Below are 15,582 nucleotides of genomic sequence, written 5' to 3'. Positions count from 1 at the left end.
AGTAGTCAATAAAGTTGTTAAATTTATCTTTTAATGACATAGTTCTTTCCTATTTAAAAAATGATGTCCCAATTCTTACATAAGTCGCTCCGTTCGCAATGGCTACTTCAAAGTCACGACTCATACCCATACTTAGTTCTGAAAAAGGCATATTTTTTAATTGTTTCTTTTCTAGTTGTTTCTGAAGTTGGTGAGTTTTTGAAAAAATATCCTGCAACTCTTCTTGACTAGCCTCAAAAGGAGCCATCGTCATTAAACCAACAATTTCAATTTTGTCCAGCTGTGCAATTTGCGCTAAAACATCATCCAGTTCATCGGGTGCAAATCCATGCTTACTTTCTTCACCAGAAATGTTCACTTGGAGGAAACACTTGATCGGGTGTTCTGCTCGTTTTTGAATTTCTTGAGCCAGCTTCACCGAATCCAAGGCATGAAAGTAATCGACGAAATTGATTACATCTTTTACTTTCCTCCGTTGGAGACTCCCAATCAAGTGCCAAGTAAGCTCATACTCTTTTAGAGCTTGATACTTTTCTAGGAATTTATCGACACGATTTTCACCGATATGCTGAATCCCTGTTTTCACCAGTGCTTCTGTTGTGGCAACATCCACATACTTGGTGACAGCTATCACATTGACTTGATCTTGACGGTTAGCTTTGTTTCTTGCAGTTTCTACTTGTTGCCGAACAAGATCAGCATTCTCTACCAGATTCATGATTAACGATTCCGGAAGAATGGTGGTGTTTCCAATTCATCATCATCTGAAGATGAATCTACGTAACGATCAACTTGATGAGTTGATGTTGGTTCAGTTTGGCGAACGATATTCTCACGACGGATATCCCAATCACCAAAAGCTGAGCCACGGTTTGGTTCTACCGCTGGACGACTTGGAGTTGCTGGCAATTCAACATCTTGTTTCAAATCAAATTCACGGTCAAATGGTGCAGCTTGTGGGCGTTGTTCCCGTGGTCCTGTTTTATAAGGACGTTGTGAGGAAGCAATTCCGCTGACGCGTTCTACCTTGTCTTGACGGACACCAGTTGCAACAACCGTCACGCGGATTTCATCTTTAAGGGTTTCATCGATAGATGTACCCAACCAGATGTTCACTCCGTGACCTGCAGCTTGGTTCACAATTTCTGAAGCTTCTTCAGCTTCGATCAAAGTCATATCCAAACCACCTGTTACGTTGACGATCACGTCTTCTGCACCATCGATTGTGGTTTCAAGAAGTGGAGAGTAAATTGCTTTACGAGCCGCTTCGATAACGCGTTCTTCACCGCTACCAACACCAATACCCATGAGGGCATTCCCTTTGTTTTCCATAACGGTCTTCACGTCTGCAAAGTCAAGGTTGATCAATCCAGGACTTGTGATCAAGTCAGTGATCCCTTGAACACCTTGACGAAGAACATTGTCTGCTTCACTCAAAGCTTCAAGAAGTGGAGTCTTCTTGTCCACAATTTCAAGTAAGTTGTTATTAGAAATAATCAACAATGTATCAACATGTTCGCGAAGTTCGTTAATCCCTTCAATAGCGAAGTTACCACGTTTTGAACCTTCAAACCCGAATGGACGAGTGACAACCGCTACTGTCAAAGCTCCTACAGCTTTGGCAATACGAGCGATGACTGGTGCAGCACCTGTACCAGATCCTCCCCCCATCCCTGCAGTAATGAAGACCATATCTGCACCTTGCAAAGCCTCTGTTAACACTTCTTCGCTTTCTTCAGCCGCCTTACGACCAACTTCAGGTTGACCTCCAGCACCCAATCCACGAGTCAATTTTGGACCCAATTGGATAACTGTTTCAGCTTTTGCACTTGAAAGTGCTTGAACATCTGTATTAGCTGCGATGAATTCTACACCGGCAACGCCTTCGTCAATCATACGATTGATGGCGTTACCGCCACCGCCACCGACACCGATTACTTTAATTACTGCACCTTGTGCCGCTGCTGTGTCAAATGAAAATGTCATAAATACTTACACTCCTTAATCAAACATATTACCGATTAAATTTTTCATTCGGTCTGTGAATGTAGCTTTTTGTTCTTGATTGCTATCACTATTCGCTGCAGGAATTTCTGGTGCAGCTACTGGAGATTCGATCTTTTCAGCATTGTAAGCTGGTACTACCGGTTGTGCTGGAATAGCAGGTTGCGGTTGTGCTTGAGGTTGAGCTGGTCGATCAAATTGAATTGGTTGCTGGCGAAGACGTTGGTCTCCATGCACAGCAGCCTGAGCAAGAATGTCCACATCTGTCAAATTGCCTGCATATTCAGACAAACTAATCACGTGGGCAAAGGCTGGATTGCGAATTCCAATTTGATTTGGAACAAATAATTTTACATTTACACCAAAGACTTCTTGAGCCAATTCTTCAACACCAGGAAGGATCGCACCTCCACCGATAATCACAATACCTCCAGGAAGATCCAATAAATGTCTTCTCTCGAGGTCTTGTTTGATTTGCTCAAAAATGTGTTTGATACGTGCCGAAATGATTTCAGCTAAGTACTTTTCTGTAACTTCAACTGGCTCTACTTCACCAATGACTTCTACATGGAATACTTCGTTTCCAGCAGATGGAACATAGGCTTCACCGTAGTTGAACTTCAAGCCTTCCGCCAATTTTTGAGAAGTCTTCAATACCTTAGAAATATCTTTGGTAACGTAATCGCCACCTTCTTGATAAATATTTGTAAATTGAAGTTCTTGGCTACGAACAGATGCTACTGTTGTTTGTCCACCACCCAGATCAATCACTGTTGCTCCGAATTCACGTTCGCCTTCGTTCAAGACTGTTTTGATCATAGCAAGTGGTGAAATAATGATGTTTTCAACTTGTAAGCCTGCACGTTCAACTGTTTTACGCAAATTGTGCAAAATGGTACGTGGCCCTGTATAAAGAAGTCCACGCATTTCAAGTCGGATTCCCATCATTCCACGTGGATCGCGAATCCCTTGGAAACCATCTACTGTGAATTCTTCAGGAATGAAGGTGATTACTTCACGATCCGGTGTCATACTTTTTGTGAGTGCAGATTTGACAACATTTTCAACATCTGCATCTGTGATTTCTTTCGAATCGCTTGTGACTGGAATCATTCCTTGAGTTGCTTCGATTTGTAGTAAGTTTGCAGGCAACCCAACATTGACTAGATTGATTGAAATCCCTGCTTTTTCTTCAGCTTGGCTGATTGCATTTTTTATTGCAGTTGAAGCAGCTTCGATATCTACTATAATTCCATCTTTGACGCCAGCACTTTTTGCATTGCTGACTCCAATTACATTCATTTCTCCGTTGACATGTTCTGCCACCAATACTTTTATTGAACTAGTACCGATATCTAAACCTGTAAAAAAGCCGTCTCTAGCCATTACACCAGTCCTCTCTCTTTATTTGTTTTCACTTTACATCTATTTATAGCCCTTTTGGTTAGAACTATCCAAACTTCATTATATCACAAAGAAGCATATAATGGACATTTTTTCTTTAATTATTTGAGATAATTTATGGGCTTTAGTCATTTCCTGAAGGATTCCGTTCCTCTGTATTTGACTCTTGCGTTGATTCCTCAGAATGTTCCCCTTGGTTTTCGGAAGCTTCAACTTTCTCCTTTTCGGCCTTCTCTTTCGCATCCGCGATTGATTGTTCGCTATAGCTGAAAATTCCTGCTTCCATATCAATAGTTGAAGCATCATCCAATTGTTTACTGATAGCCTTGTAGTAAGAAAGTTTTCGGTTAATTTGCGAAATGGGAACCAAGATTTTATTTTCATTTTTCATGGTAATAGTCACCAGATCCTTCGTTACCTTACTAGGTGTCAAATCAACAGAAACAATACCATTGGTGATTGAAGAGGAAATGGACGACATTTCTTTTACAAATTGTCTAATCAATTCCCGATCTGAAAACTTCAAACTAATATAAGAAGACGGTAATTCAGACGTTGGAGTGACTATTTCAACCACCTCACCATTTTCTAATACTGGGTAGTGATCTTCTCCCGTAACATAATAAGCAACCACTTTATGTTCTGTCACATTGACCTTAAAGGTCACTGGAAAGTGATAATTCATATGTATTTCTTTGATCCACGGGCTAGCTGCTTTCATATTCTGTTCATAAATCGACTTATGAATAAAGGTCGTCAGAGTATAATCTTCTTCTTTGATCTGGCTTTTTTTATACAATTGTTGCTGGTCAACCACTTTGTTTCCAGAAAATTCAATCACTTTTTGTGTAGATAAAGAACTTAAGAAATAAAGAGAAAGAAGTGCAACCAACGAGCTAATCACTAAAACAGGAAGGGCACGATAGATATGACGTTTTTCCACTGCCGGTTCCTTCTTCGATTTTTTCGTCTTCAAGCGTTCAAAAAATGAAGGCTTTTTCACTTGCTTCTCTAAATGATCTAGCTCCTCTATAGCTGGATCGTACTTTTCTCCATCTGAACTTTCCCCATCCGTTTCTGGATCCTCTTCGACTTCAGATTTATTTTCCTCTTCAGACTCTTTTATTTCGTCAGTTTCTTCCTCTGAGACAGAAGCTATTTCTTTTTCTGAAAGATCTTCGTTTTCTTTTGCTTCTTCTCTTTCAGTTTCCACAGCTTTAGACTCTTCCGTTTTTTCTAGGGCTTTTTTTTCTAAATATTCTTTATTTCTTTTTTGCCAGGCTGACAATTCTGTAATTTTGTCATCCGTTGGTGTTTTTTTATTGTCGTCCGTCATCTTTTCCCTTACTGATATCTTTTTGAAGCAGGCCATAAAAATCGGCTAGTGAAAGGAGTTCCGTCGATTTTTCCATTGCTTGGTGGTAGACTTGGCTTTGCTTCAACATTTCTTGAATGGTTTCATTAAAGTTTTCGAGCGTCAATTGATCTTCCTGCAATTGCTCTGCATAACCTTTATCCACAAAATACTGGGCATTTTCAATCTGATCGCCACGGCTGGCTTCTTTTCCTAGCGGTACAATCAGGTGGAGTTTATTCATGGCCAAGAGTTCAAACAAGGTATTGGCCCCACCTCTAGTCACCACTAAATCGGCCTTCTGGAGCATGGGCAAATACTGATCGGTTACATAATCTACTCGATACAAGCCACCCTCAGCCTGATTCAATGTTGAATCGCCTGTCAAATTGATGATATTGTATTGTTGCAAGAGCTCTGCTTGATGCTCTGTCACAAATTCATTAAAGACACGCGCACCTGCTGATCCTCCGACAAATAAAAGGGTCGGCAACTCTTTTCGAAATCCTTTTGTTTTTTCTTCTAAAACTTCTGAAGTTGGAGAAACAGGATCTGTGACCTTGGTCACCGCACCGATATGTGCACTCTTTGTCAAACCATGAGCTTGCTCGAAGGTCGTGTACATCTTGGTAGCAAATTTATAAGCAATTTTATTGGCCAATCCCATAGAAAGATCAGACTCATGGATATAGACAGGTACACGAGTGAGACGGGCTGCGATCACCGGTGGCACCGAGACAAATCCACCTTTTGAAAAGAGAACTTGCGGACGCACACGAAGTAGGATTGCTATGGATTGAAGCGTTCCCCAAGCTACCTTGAAAACATCCATCATATTTTGGAAAGAGAAATAGCGACGCAATTTCCCCGTTGCAATCGAATGGAAGCGCACGTCTAAGCCAGACTTTTTGATCTCTTGGTATTCGATTCCTTTTTTGTCCCCAATATAATGGACTTCCCATCCATCTTCGATAAATTTTGGAATCAAGAGGAGATTAAGGGTCACATGTCCCACGGTTCCCCCACCAGTAAACATTATTTTTTTCATCTTATTTCAACCCTTTTACAGTAGCAAGGAATTCATCCCCACGCACTTCAAAATTCGGATACATATCCCAGCTAGCATTGGCAGGACTTAGTAGCACAACATCGCCAGGTCTAGCCAAGTCGAAGGCTTTCTTTGTAGCATCTGCTACATCTGCCGCATCGACATAAGGGACGCCTGCTTTATCGGCTGCGCGTTTCACTCGTGGAGCTGATTCCCCTAGAATCACCATCTCCTTTAGACCTGTAATATGAGGTACCAATTCATCGAATTCATTGCCACGATCGAGCCCTCCTGCAATCAAGATCACCTTGCTGTTATCAAAACCAGAAAGAGCTTTTTGTGTTGCTAAAATATTGGTCGATTTGCTATCATTGTAGAATTTGACACCTTGAATTTCGTCCACATATTGAAGGCGGTGTTTCACACCCCCAAAGGCTGACAAGGTTTCTTTAATGACCTCATTCTCCACACCCCGGACTTTTGCAACAGCTATCGTTGCCAAGGCATTTTCTACATTGTGGCTTCCTGGAACCCCCAGTTCATCTGCTCGCATAACAACTTCTCCCTTAAACTTGAGAAGTCCATCTTCCAAATAAGCACCGTCCACCTTTTCGATTGTAGAAAATGGAAGGACCCTTGCCTTGGTTTTTGTAGCGAGTTCCTTAGCCAAGCCTTGATTGAAGTTCAATACAATGACATCTTTTTCTGTCATATTCTTTTGAAGATTCCATTTAGCAGCTACATAATTTTCAAAAGAACCATGATAATCGATATGGGTTGGCATGAGGTTGGTAATCACTGCAATCTCTGGATGGAAGGCTTCAATTCCCATCAATTGGAAAGAAGATAATTCCATGACCAGAACTTCCTTTTCTGTCGCTGTTTGTGCGACTTGACTGGCTGGAAAACCAATATTCCCAGACAATAGGCCACCTTGACCAGCAGCCGTCAAGACTTCCCCGATCATGGTTGTTGTCGTCGTTTTTCCGTTTGATCCTGTAATCCCAATAATTGGCGCATCCGAAATCAGATAAGCCAATTCCACTTCAGTGAGGACTGGAATGCCTTTTTCAAGCGCTTTTTCGACCATCGGATTCGTATAAGGGATTCCTGGATTTTTGACCATGACCGCAAAGTCTTCATCCAACAACTCCAGAGGGTGGCCTCCTGTCACAACTTTAATCCCTTCTTCCAGTAAACTTTGTGCTGCTGGATTTTCTTCAAAAGGTTTGCCATCATTGACGGTCACAATCGCTCCTAAGCGCTCCAACAAACGGGCAGCTGACTCGCCTGACTTGGCCAAACCTAATACAAGAACCTTTTTATTTTCAAATTGTTTCACAAATTTCATGATTTCTTCGCTCCATTTTTATCACTCTCTATTTTACCTTTTTTTAGCAAAATTAAAAAGCCCAAAGGGCTTTAAAAATCACGTCATCGTTTATTTTTCTGTTTGGTTGTCATTTTTGAAATATCCACTAAAGCTAGATAACCAATAGAGGCTAGAAAAGCGCCAACAAAAAATTCAGATGGTAATTGAAAAATTTGAAAAATAGCAAGGCAAGTGAGAACGATAATCGAGACGATCAAAATAACCAATACCACACTATCTAACGTGCCACGGATGCTTTTTGGTGTCATAAAAAGATAAAAAAGGAGAATCAAAATCCCTAAGATAAAATAGACCATTTTGTTTCTCCTTTCTTTCAGTATTATTCAGCAGCTGCTGATTTTTTCTTTTTATTTGCTTTTTCGCGTTCTGCTTTGTTCAAGATTTGTTTACGCAAACGGATGGATTCAGGTGTTACTTCCATGTACTCATCGTCGTTCAAGAACTCAAGAGATTCTTCCAAGGTCAAGATACGAGGAGTCTTGATGACCGCTGTTTGGTCCTTGGTAGCTGAACGAACGTTGGTCATTTGTTTTGCTTTCGTAATGTTTACGGTCAAGTCGTTCTCACGAGAGTTTTCCCCGATGATCATTCCTTCGTAAACTTCTGTACCTGGATTGACAAAGATCGTACCACGTTCCTCGATAGACATGATGGAGTAAGTCGTTGCTTTTCCGTTATCGATTGAAACAAGAGCACCACGGTGGCGTCCACCGATTTCTCCTGGAATCACTGGTAAGTATTGATCAAAGGTGTGGTTCATAATTCCGTAACCACGTGTCATTGACAAGAACTCTGTTGAGTATCCAATCAAACCACGCGCTGGAACAAGGAAGACCAAGCGAGTTTGACCGTTACCAGTTGAGATCATATCCAACATTTCACCTTTACGTTCAGAAAGGCTTTGAATAACAGATCCTTGATATTCTTCTGGTGTGTCGATTTGCACGCGCTCAAATGGTTCACATTTGACTCCATCAATTTCCTTGATGATAACTTCTGGACGAGATACTTGCAATTCATATCCTTCACGACGCATGGTTTCGATCAAGATAGACAAGTGCAATTCCCCACGTCCTGAAACTGTCCATTTATCAGGTGAGTCAGTCGGGTCAACACGAAGAGAGACATCTGTTTGCAATTCTGCTTGCAAGCGTTCTTCGACTTTACGAGAAGTTACCCATTTTCCTTCGCGACCAGCAAATGGTGAGTTGTTAACCAAGAAGGTCATTTGAAGTGTTGGTTCATCGATGTGAAGGATTGGAAGAGCTTCAACTGCATCTGTCGGTGTGATCGTTTCTCCAACGAAGATATCTTCCATACCAGAGATAGCGATCAAGTCACCCGCTTTAGCTTCTTGAATCTCACGACGCTCCAAACCAAAGAAACCAAAGAGTTTGGTAACACGGAAGTTCTTAGTCGTTCCATCCAATTTAGAAAGAGTTACTTGGTCCCCAACTTTTACAGTACCACGGAAGACACGTCCGATACCGATACGTCCAACGAAGTCGTTGTAATCAAGCAGGGATACTTGGAATTGAAGGGGCTCATCTGAGTTATCAACTGGAGCTGGGATGTGATCAATGATGGTATCAAAGATCGGTGCCATTGTGTGCTCTTGATCAGCTGGATCATCTGAAAGTGAAGATGTTCCGTTGATCGCTGATGCATAAACAACCGGGAATTCCAATTGGTCATCATCCGCACCTAATTCGATGAACAGTTCAAGAACTTCATCTACAACTTCTTCTGGACGAGCAGATGGTTTATCGATTTTGTTGACTACAACGATCGGAACAAGATCTTGTTCCAAGGCTTTTTTCAATACGAAACGCGTCTGAGGCATTGTTCCTTCGTAGGCATCTACGACCAATACAACCCCATCCACCATTTTCATGATTCGTTCCACTTCTCCACCGAAGTCCGCGTGTCCTGGTGTGTCCATGATATTGATTCGAGTTCCGTTATAAGCAACGGCTGTATTTTTAGCAAGAATGGTAATCCCACGTTCTTTTTCAAGGTCGTTTGAGTCCATTGCACGTTCTTGCAATTCTTTACGTTCATCCAAGGTGTGCGATTGTTTCAACAATTCGTCTACCAAGGTTGTTTTACCATGGTCAACGTGGGCAATGATCGCAACGTTACGAATATCTTCTCTTAATTTTGTCATGATTTCCTCTATAAAATTATAAATAATATTTCTAACTGAACAATTATACCACAGTCCTATCTAAAAAACACAGTTCAGCTAGTTGTAAACGTTTTCATCTTCATTTCTTTTCTCCGACTCGATTTCCTTTTCTTTTCATGATACACTGATGATAAGAATTTCAGAAAAAGAGGCTCCCATGAGATTAGATCAATTGATGGCAGACCATCAGTACGCTCGCAAAGACATCAAACAACTTCTAGCCCGAAGGCAAATCTTGGTCGATCACCTACCAGCTCAAAAGCTATCCCAAAACATCGACCCTGGACTCCAACAGATTCAAATAGGGGAACGAATCATTCAAGAACCGCGTCACCACTACTACATGCTCCATAAACCAATCGGGGCCGTGACCGCCAAAAGAGACGCCCACCATCCAACGGTGATCGATCTAGTGGATCCTCAGCAAGAGTACCCAGATCTCTATCCGCTTGGTCGCCTCGATCGCGATACGAGTGGTTTGCTCCTCATCACAGATAATGGTCCCTTAGGCTTTCAACTGCTCCATCCTCAATACCATGTGGAGAAGGTCTATGAGGTAGAAGTCAATGGTCCGCTCTATGCAGCCCACATCGAGCAATTTCTGAATGGGATTTCATTCACAGACGGCCCTGTCTGCAAGCCGGCCTCCTTGACCATTCTAGAAAGCCACCCCAGCTACAGCAAGGCCCAGGTCCGGATCTCAGAAGGAAAATACCACCAAGTGAAAAAGATGTTTTTGGCCGTTGGAGTCAAAGTACTGACCTTAAAACGCTTGTCTTTTGGTCCCTTCACCTTGGATCCTCAGTTAGCCCCTGGCGAAAGCCGACCTTTGAATGAGGTAGAGCTCACTTGGGTCAAAGATTTCCTTGAAAAAACGAGATAAAAAAGCTCTAACCACACATTTGGTGCAGTTAGAGCTCTTTTTATTAAGCATCTTTTTTTACTTTCCCATTCCAAGAATCAAGACCATAAGACAAGACATAAATGTCTGTATAACCTTTTTTCTTGAGAAAGAGAGCCGCATTGGTTACTCGAGAACTACGGCTATTCTCATAGAGCAAAATTGGTTTGTCTTTGCGCAAGGCTGCAAGACTCAATTTCAACTGAGTTGAAGGAATGTTGCGTGCTCCTAAAATATGCTTGGCATGAAACTCAGCCGGCTCTCGCAAGTCAATCAACTGCCCTTTACGAATCAGCTCTTCAAAAGTAGCATTGTCCACAAATTTAGCAGCTTTACGGATGCGGAAATAATTAAACGCCATCCATCCAAACGCTCCTAAAATAACCAACCAAACAATGATATTTCCCATCACTCTACCTCACTCTTTTTCAAAAATTCTAATTCTTGCTTGTGTTCTCTTCTTAAAACGGTATCGGCTTCTAAATAATCGAGCCGCTCCATCAGGCCTGCATCATAAAGACGTTGAAGCTCAATTTTCATCAATTCGATGTCATAGAGGCGCTTCCCTACGTAAATGATGATTCCAAAACGTTTTAAAAATTGTTGAACATCATACAGGTTTTTCATGTTCATTATTGTATCAAATTTAGAAAGGCTTTACAAGATTTTCAAGCAAATGATGAAATTTTCCGATTGCTTTACGAATAAATAAGTATGATCAACTTTTATTTTTTTACCATCGGTACTTGCATCGCCTCTTTTTTGGGACTAGTTGTCGATCGTTTTCCAAACCAATCCATTCTCGCTCCTCGCAGTCATTGTGATCAATGCCAGCACGTCCTTGGAGTTTGGGATCTCATCCCCATTATCTCGCAACTACTCCATCGTTTTCGCTGTCGCTATTGTCATCAGACCTACCCATTTTGGTACTGCCTTTTTGAGGTCTGGAGTGGCCTGCTCTTTTTAGCCTACGCCAATGGTTTCTTTTCTCTGCCTCAACTTCTAACACTACTGGGAGCTGCCGTTTTAGCCATCTATGACCTTCGCTTTATGGAATACCCTTTATTCATCTGGTGCTGTCTCCATGCCCTGGTCCTCTTTTTATCCGGTAGTAATCTCCTCATGCTGATCTTCTTACTCCTTGCAATCGGAGCTCACTTTTTCTTTATCGGAATGGGAGCAGGAGATTTTCTCTTACTAGCTACCTTTTCGCTGACCTTTTCTTCTACCCAGATCCTCATTCTCATTCAGATCGCATCCATCTTAGGCATTCTCGTCTTTGCTCTCAAAAAAGAAAGAGACCGGATTCCCTTTGTTCCCTGTCTCTTTCTCAGTTATCACGCTTTACTGCTTTATACGATGTTTTGCAGATAAATTCTTTTTATTTTGCAGCCTTCGCTTCTAGATAATCGGCGATGGCAGCCACATCCTTGTCCCCACGTCCGGAAACATTGATGATGATGATCTTGTCTTTATCCAATTGCGGAGCACGTTTGACTGCTTCTGCAATCGCGTGTGAGCTTTCAATAGCTGGGAGGATCCCTTCTGTCTTACTGAGAAGAAGAAGAGCTTCTACTGCTTCATCATCTGTTGCTGCTACGTATTCGACACGACCAGAATCTTTAAAGAAAGCATGCTCTGGACCAACCCCTGGGTAGTCCAAACCAGCAGAGATCGAGTACACTGGCGCTACTTTTCCATCTTCGCCAAAGACTGCATAGGTCTTCATACCATCAACCACTCCGATAGTCCCTTTGGTCATAGTCGCTGCGTGCTGATCGGTATCCAAGCCATGACCAGCTGCTTCTACCCCAATCAAGCCGACTTCCTCTTCTGCGACATATTCAGAAAAGGCACCGATGGCATTAGAGCCACCACCGACACAGGCAATCACATAATCCGGCAAACGACCTTCTTTTTCCAAGATTTGACGTTTAGATTCTTCACTGATCACCTTTTGGAATTCATGCACAATGGTTGGGTAAGGGTGAGGGCCAACAGCAGAACCCAAAACGTAAAAGGCATCCAGATCCGCCATCCATGCTCCAAACGCAGCATCAACGGCGTCTTTCAAGGTCTTAGTCCCGGTTTCAACCGCATGAACGGTTGCCCCCATCATTTCCATGCGGAAGACATTCAAGCGTTGGCGTTCCACGTCTTCTGCCCCCATGTAGACATCACAGGCCATACCGAACTTAGCTGCCGCAGCTGCTGTAGCCACACCGTGTTGACCTGCTCCTGTTTCAGCAATCACGCGAGTTTTGCCCATGCGCTTAGCCAAGAGGATTTGCCCCAAGACGTTATTTAATTTATGCGAACCTAGATGATTCAAGTCTTCGCGCTTCAAATAAATTTTTGCCCCACCTAAATGATCTGTCAAACTTTCCGCAAAGTAGAGTGGTGTTTCGCGTCCAGAATAATCTTTCAAATAATGTTTGTATTCTGCGATAAATTCTGGATCATTTTTATACTGTTCAAAGGTTTCCTCTAATTGATTGAGCAAGTTTTGAATGGGTTCTGGTACGAAAGATCCACCAAATTGTCCGAAATAGCCTTTTGTTTCTGTCATGATTGTGTCCTCTTTTCTCTATCTTCAATCTTGTTTATGATCTTTTTCTCTCGCGGGCCCTTTGAGCTGCAGTCTCACTGGGTTCCTATGAGATACAAAAAACCTCACACAGAAAAATCTGTGTGAGGACGATTCGATACCGCGGTGCCACCTCAATTGTAGGAAGCTATTTTTTCTCCTACATCTCTGACCTGTCTAACAACAGGGTGCACGATAAGGTGTGCTCACCGAATTTTTATTGTTTCAAATTCATTATCATAAACGCATCAGCCCATTTCAAGATTCACCACTGCTTGTTCGCAATCACCACAAGCTCTCTGGAAGTGAGAAAAATCTCTACTTTTCTGATGTCTTGAAGCTATTATAGCTCCCGCTTCTGATTTTGTCAACAAAAATTTTAAAAAGTGGTTAAAATGTTCGGATTTTACATTTCACCATTTTTTGCTAGCAATCGTGCTCTGCAATACTGAAAGCCTAGATAAGCCAGATAAGCCCCTAAGGTATTGGTCCACAAATCATCTAGCTCAAAGACACGATTGGCATCAAACAAGAGATCTAACAGAACTTGGCTGCATTCAATCCACAAGCTCATCGCAAAGCCGAAGCACAAGACCCGTTTGCGGCTCCTCAACCAGGGCCATAGCCAGAGAAGTTGAAAGACCAGCGGGCTTAACAAAAAGATATTGGCTATATTTTGGAGAATGACCTTAATGAGTTGGAGGACACTGGTGATCTGACCAAGATTCATCACCGAATTAAGAGGAACCAGCAGGACGACGATACGACCGAAATGTTGAATACCCGGTGTTTCCATACCTGGCTCTGGCTGTTGGGGCAAAAAACACATCAGACACAAGAGGATAAAATAGAAGAAGCTGCCACTCCGTAACAGCCTTCTTCCTCTTTTTGTTAGTTCTGTATGATCGATCAGCCCTTGTTTAAGGTTGCGCATGTTCAACAATCGCTTTCTCCCGATCCCGTTTCATGGTATTTGAACGCAATTGGCCACAGGCAGCATCAATATCTGTACCGTGCTCTTGACGCACTACACAGTTAACACCTTGTTTTTTCAAGGTATCATAGAAGGCCATGACCCGTTCTTTTGGACTCCGGCTATATTGGTCATGCTCACTGACAGGATTGTAAGGAATCAAGTTAACATAAGACAATTTCTTGATATTCTTGAGCAATTCTGCCAACTCTAAGGCTTGCTCGACCCCATCATTGACTTCATTGAGCATGATGTACTCAAAGGTCACCCGACGGTTCGTAGTCTCAATATAGTATTCAATCGCCGCAAACAATTTTTCAATTGGAAAGGCCCGGTTGATCTTCATGATGCTAGAGCGCAAGTCATTGTTTGGTGCATGAAGAGACACTGCCAAATTGACCTGCACACCTTCATTTGCAAAGTCACGAATTTTATGAGCCAAACCAGAAGTAGACACGGTAATATGACGAGCACCAATCGCTAATCCCTTGTCATCGTTGACCGTCCGGATAAATTTCAAGACATTGTTATAGTTGTCAAATGGTTCTCCGATTCCCATGACAACGATATGGCTGACCCGTTCATCTTGGCCACGCTCGTCAAAGTATTTTTGGACCAACATGATTTGAGACACGATTTCCCCATTGTTCAAATCGCGTTGTTTTTTGATCAAACCAGAAGCACAGAAGGTACAACCGATATTGCATCCTACCTGAGTCGTTACACAGACAGATAAACCGTAGTGCTGACGCATCAAGACGGTTTCAATCAACATGCCGTCTGGTAATTCAAAAAGATACTTGACCGTTCCATCTGCTGACTCTTGCACGATTCGTTGCTTGAGTGGGTTGACGACGAATTGATCATTTAACTTTGCAATCAAGTCCTTAGAAAGGTTGGTCATTTCTTCGAAGGACTGGACGCGTTTGCGATAGAGCCATTCCCAGATTTGTGCTGCACGGAATTTCTTTTCGCCGTTTTCTTCCGCCCAATCAATCATATCTTGGCGTGTTAAACTATAAATGGATGGTTTCATTCTTTCTTACTCCTCTTTTTGTCGAATCACAAAATGACGTTTGTTGTCTGTTTTCGTTGTCTTTTTGGTCTCAGCAGACGGTCTTGTTTTTTTCGAGTTTTTCGCTGGTTGTCCCTTGTCGCGTTCTCGTTTTTGGAAACGATCTTTTTGTTTGCGATTGCGCGAACGCTTCTTAGGCTCTCTTTCTTCTGATTGAGCTTTTTTGACCGGTGATTTCTTATCAAAGGAAGCACGATGAGGTTCCTTATTTTCAAGGACAAAATAAGCACAACCATAGCTACAATATTCTAACAAATAATCGTCTAAGCGACTTAATTTATCCATCGTTGCAACATCGCGCTCTTCCTTATAGAAGCCACGCAAGCGCAACTGCTCATTGCTCCAATCACCAACAATGTAATCAAACTTGGTTAAAATCTCAGAAAATCGCTGACCAAAAACAGTCGCATCAAAAGCTTCCTTCTCATTTTTCAACAGCTCAAAGGAGAGGTTTTCTGAACGGATTTGGTCTCCTACCTGATGAAAGACAGGTCCAGGAAATTTATTGTAATTATATAATTCAGGGTCAATCTCTTTTCGCATAGTGTTCCTTCATCAAAATCTATTTACTGTAACACTTTATTTTATCATAAATTTGATGACTTGCGTCAGATTTGACTAGAAAAGAGTTGAAATTCCTTTGAGAGCAAAAAGA

At 42.0% G+C, this 15,582-nt stretch carries 16 protein-coding genes and 1 other annotated feature; of the genes, 2 read left to right on the top strand and 14 right to left on the bottom strand.

Features of this window, described 5'->3' with window-relative positions; translation table 11 throughout:
• Nucleotides 1-49 precede the first annotated feature (49 nt).
• The 8 genes from SPADD19_RS04030 to typA form a co-directional block, all read right to left on the bottom strand.
• Nucleotides 50-718, bottom strand: coding sequence for a YggS family pyridoxal phosphate-dependent enzyme (locus SPADD19_RS04030; RefSeq protein ID WP_061455293.1), 669 nt, complete (start codon nucleotides 716-718; stop codon nucleotides 50-52).
• Nucleotides 719-720: 2 nt separating this feature from the next.
• Nucleotides 721-1,986: a cell division protein FtsZ gene (gene ftsZ, locus SPADD19_RS04025; protein ID WP_061455292.1), complete on the bottom strand. Its 1,266-nt coding sequence runs from the start codon at nucleotides 1,984-1,986 to the stop codon at nucleotides 721-723.
• A 15-nt stretch (nucleotides 1,987-2,001) separates the two neighbouring features.
• Nucleotides 2,002-3,390, bottom strand: coding sequence for a cell division protein FtsA (gene ftsA, locus SPADD19_RS04020; protein WP_003017956.1), 1,389 nt, complete (start codon nucleotides 3,388-3,390; stop codon nucleotides 2,002-2,004).
• 142 nt (nucleotides 3,391-3,532) lie between these two features.
• Nucleotides 3,533-4,744, bottom strand: a complete 1,212-nt coding sequence (locus tag SPADD19_RS04015; RefSeq protein ID WP_061455291.1) for a cell division protein FtsQ/DivIB — start codon at nucleotides 4,742-4,744, stop codon at nucleotides 3,533-3,535.
• Complete coding sequence (locus SPADD19_RS04010; RefSeq protein ID WP_061455290.1) at nucleotides 4,728-5,810, bottom strand: UDP-N-acetylglucosamine--N-acetylmuramyl-(pentapeptide) pyrophosphoryl-undecaprenol N-acetylglucosamine transferase; 1,083 nt, start codon at nucleotides 5,808-5,810, stop codon at nucleotides 4,728-4,730. Before SPADD19_RS04010 ends, SPADD19_RS04015 begins: the two co-directional genes overlap by 17 nt.
• A gap of 1 nt (nucleotide 5,811) precedes the next feature.
• Entirely contained in the window at nucleotides 5,812-7,161 is a 1,350-nt protein-coding gene (murD, locus tag SPADD19_RS04005; RefSeq protein WP_061455289.1) for a UDP-N-acetylmuramoyl-L-alanine--D-glutamate ligase, read from the bottom strand.
• 83 nt (nucleotides 7,162-7,244) lie between these two features.
• Nucleotides 7,245-7,499: a DUF3165 family protein gene (locus SPADD19_RS04000; RefSeq protein ID WP_003017963.1), complete on the bottom strand. Its 255-nt coding sequence runs from the start codon at nucleotides 7,497-7,499 to the stop codon at nucleotides 7,245-7,247.
• Nucleotides 7,500-7,522: 23 nt separating this feature from the next.
• Nucleotides 7,523-9,370, bottom strand: a complete 1,848-nt coding sequence (typA, locus tag SPADD19_RS03995; RefSeq protein WP_003017941.1) for a translational GTPase TypA — start codon at nucleotides 9,368-9,370, stop codon at nucleotides 7,523-7,525.
• A gap of 178 nt (nucleotides 9,371-9,548) precedes the next feature.
• Between typA and SPADD19_RS03990 the strand changes: the two genes are divergently transcribed.
• Nucleotides 9,549-10,274, top strand: a complete 726-nt coding sequence (locus SPADD19_RS03990; RefSeq protein WP_061455288.1) for a 16S rRNA pseudouridine(516) synthase — start codon at nucleotides 9,549-9,551, stop codon at nucleotides 10,272-10,274.
• 43 nt (nucleotides 10,275-10,317) lie between these two features.
• Here SPADD19_RS03990 and SPADD19_RS03985 read toward each other — a convergent pair whose 3' ends face one another.
• Entirely contained in the window at nucleotides 10,318-10,701 is a 384-nt protein-coding gene (locus tag SPADD19_RS03985) for a rhodanese-like domain-containing protein (RefSeq protein WP_021152760.1), read from the bottom strand.
• Nucleotides 10,701-10,919 carry a YqgQ family protein gene (locus SPADD19_RS03980; protein ID WP_003017930.1) on the bottom strand — a complete coding sequence of 73 codons (219 nt, stop codon included), beginning with the start codon at nucleotides 10,917-10,919 and terminating at the stop codon, nucleotides 10,701-10,703. The genes SPADD19_RS03985 and SPADD19_RS03980 overlap by 1 nt, the downstream gene beginning before the upstream one ends.
• Nucleotides 10,920-11,006: 87 nt before the next feature.
• On the opposite strand from SPADD19_RS03980, the gene SPADD19_RS03975 reads away from it, so the two are divergent.
• Nucleotides 11,007-11,666 (top strand): prepilin peptidase, encoded by a 660-nt coding sequence (locus SPADD19_RS03975; protein ID WP_021152758.1) that lies wholly within the window; start codon nucleotides 11,007-11,009, stop codon nucleotides 11,664-11,666.
• A gap of 7 nt (nucleotides 11,667-11,673) precedes the next feature.
• Here the strand turns inward: SPADD19_RS03975 and trpB are convergent, their stop codons facing one another.
• The 4 genes from trpB to SPADD19_RS03955 all read right to left on the bottom strand — a co-directional run bounded on the left by trpB (nucleotide 11,674) and on the right by SPADD19_RS03955 (nucleotide 15,470).
• Nucleotides 11,674-12,861 carry a tryptophan synthase subunit beta gene (gene trpB / locus SPADD19_RS03970; RefSeq protein ID WP_049474407.1) on the bottom strand — a complete coding sequence of 396 codons (1,188 nt, stop codon included), beginning with the start codon at nucleotides 12,859-12,861 and terminating at the stop codon, nucleotides 11,674-11,676.
• A 121-nt stretch (nucleotides 12,862-12,982) separates the two neighbouring features.
• Nucleotides 12,983-13,218 (bottom strand) — a binding site (T-box leader).
• 67 nt (nucleotides 13,219-13,285) lie between these two features.
• Complete coding sequence (locus SPADD19_RS03965; protein WP_045759157.1) at nucleotides 13,286-13,813, bottom strand: VanZ family protein; 528 nt, start codon at nucleotides 13,811-13,813, stop codon at nucleotides 13,286-13,288.
• Entirely contained in the window at nucleotides 13,800-14,888 is a 1,089-nt protein-coding gene (gene rlmN, locus SPADD19_RS03960) for a dual-specificity RNA methyltransferase RlmN (protein ID WP_003005918.1), read from the bottom strand. The genes SPADD19_RS03965 and rlmN overlap by 14 nt, the downstream gene beginning before the upstream one ends.
• A gap of 6 nt (nucleotides 14,889-14,894) precedes the next feature.
• Complete coding sequence (locus tag SPADD19_RS03955) at nucleotides 14,895-15,470, bottom strand: YutD family protein (protein ID WP_045759156.1); 576 nt, start codon at nucleotides 15,468-15,470, stop codon at nucleotides 14,895-14,897.
• Nucleotides 15,471-15,582: the final 112 nt, after the last annotated feature.

The organism is Streptococcus parasanguinis (genome assembly GCF_001578955.1).
Taxonomy (GTDB): Bacteria; Bacillota; Bacilli; order Lactobacillales; family Streptococcaceae; genus Streptococcus; species Streptococcus parasanguinis_U.
The sequence above is the reverse complement of the archived record's forward strand: the minus strand, read 5'-3'. Positions and strand labels throughout refer to the sequence as shown.

Excerpts from the sequence above, each read along its gene's own strand:
- SPADD19_RS04030 (WP_061455293.1), bottom strand. The coding sequence starts at position 718 with ATGAATCTGGTAGAGAATGCTGATCTTGTTCGGCAACAAGTAGAAACT.
- ftsZ (WP_061455292.1), bottom strand. The coding sequence starts at position 1,986 with ATGACATTTTCATTTGACACAGCAGCGGCACAAGGTGCAGTAATTAAA.
- ftsA (WP_003017956.1), bottom strand. The coding sequence starts at position 3,390 with ATGGCTAGAGACGGCTTTTTTACAGGTTTAGATATCGGTACTAGTTCA.
- SPADD19_RS04015 (WP_061455291.1), bottom strand. The coding sequence starts at position 4,744 with ATGACGGACGACAATAAAAAAACACCAACGGATGACAAAATTACAGAA.
- SPADD19_RS04010 (WP_061455290.1), bottom strand. The coding sequence starts at position 5,810 with ATGAAAAAAATAATGTTTACTGGTGGGGGAACCGTGGGACATGTGACC.
- murD (WP_061455289.1), bottom strand. The coding sequence starts at position 7,161 with ATGAAATTTGTGAAACAATTTGAAAATAAAAAGGTTCTTGTATTAGGT.
- SPADD19_RS04000 (WP_003017963.1), bottom strand. The coding sequence starts at position 7,499 with ATGGTCTATTTTATCTTAGGGATTTTGATTCTCCTTTTTTATCTTTTT.
- typA (WP_003017941.1), bottom strand. The coding sequence starts at position 9,370 with ATGACAAAATTAAGAGAAGATATTCGTAACGTTGCGATCATTGCCCAC.
- SPADD19_RS03990 (WP_061455288.1), top strand. The coding sequence starts at position 9,549 with ATGAGATTAGATCAATTGATGGCAGACCATCAGTACGCTCGCAAAGAC.
- SPADD19_RS03985 (WP_021152760.1), bottom strand. The coding sequence starts at position 10,701 with ATGGGAAATATCATTGTTTGGTTGGTTATTTTAGGAGCGTTTGGATGG.
- SPADD19_RS03980 (WP_003017930.1), bottom strand. The coding sequence starts at position 10,919 with ATGAAAAACCTGTATGATGTTCAACAATTTTTAAAACGTTTTGGAATC.
- SPADD19_RS03975 (WP_021152758.1), top strand. The coding sequence starts at position 11,007 with ATGATCAACTTTTATTTTTTTACCATCGGTACTTGCATCGCCTCTTTT.
- trpB (WP_049474407.1), bottom strand. The coding sequence starts at position 12,861 with ATGACAGAAACAAAAGGCTATTTCGGACAATTTGGTGGATCTTTCGTA.
- SPADD19_RS03965 (WP_045759157.1), bottom strand. The coding sequence starts at position 13,813 with ATGCGCAACCTTAAACAAGGGCTGATCGATCATACAGAACTAACAAAA.
- rlmN (WP_003005918.1), bottom strand. The coding sequence starts at position 14,888 with ATGAAACCATCCATTTATAGTTTAACACGCCAAGATATGATTGATTGG.
- SPADD19_RS03955 (WP_045759156.1), bottom strand. The coding sequence starts at position 15,470 with ATGCGAAAAGAGATTGACCCTGAATTATATAATTACAATAAATTTCCT.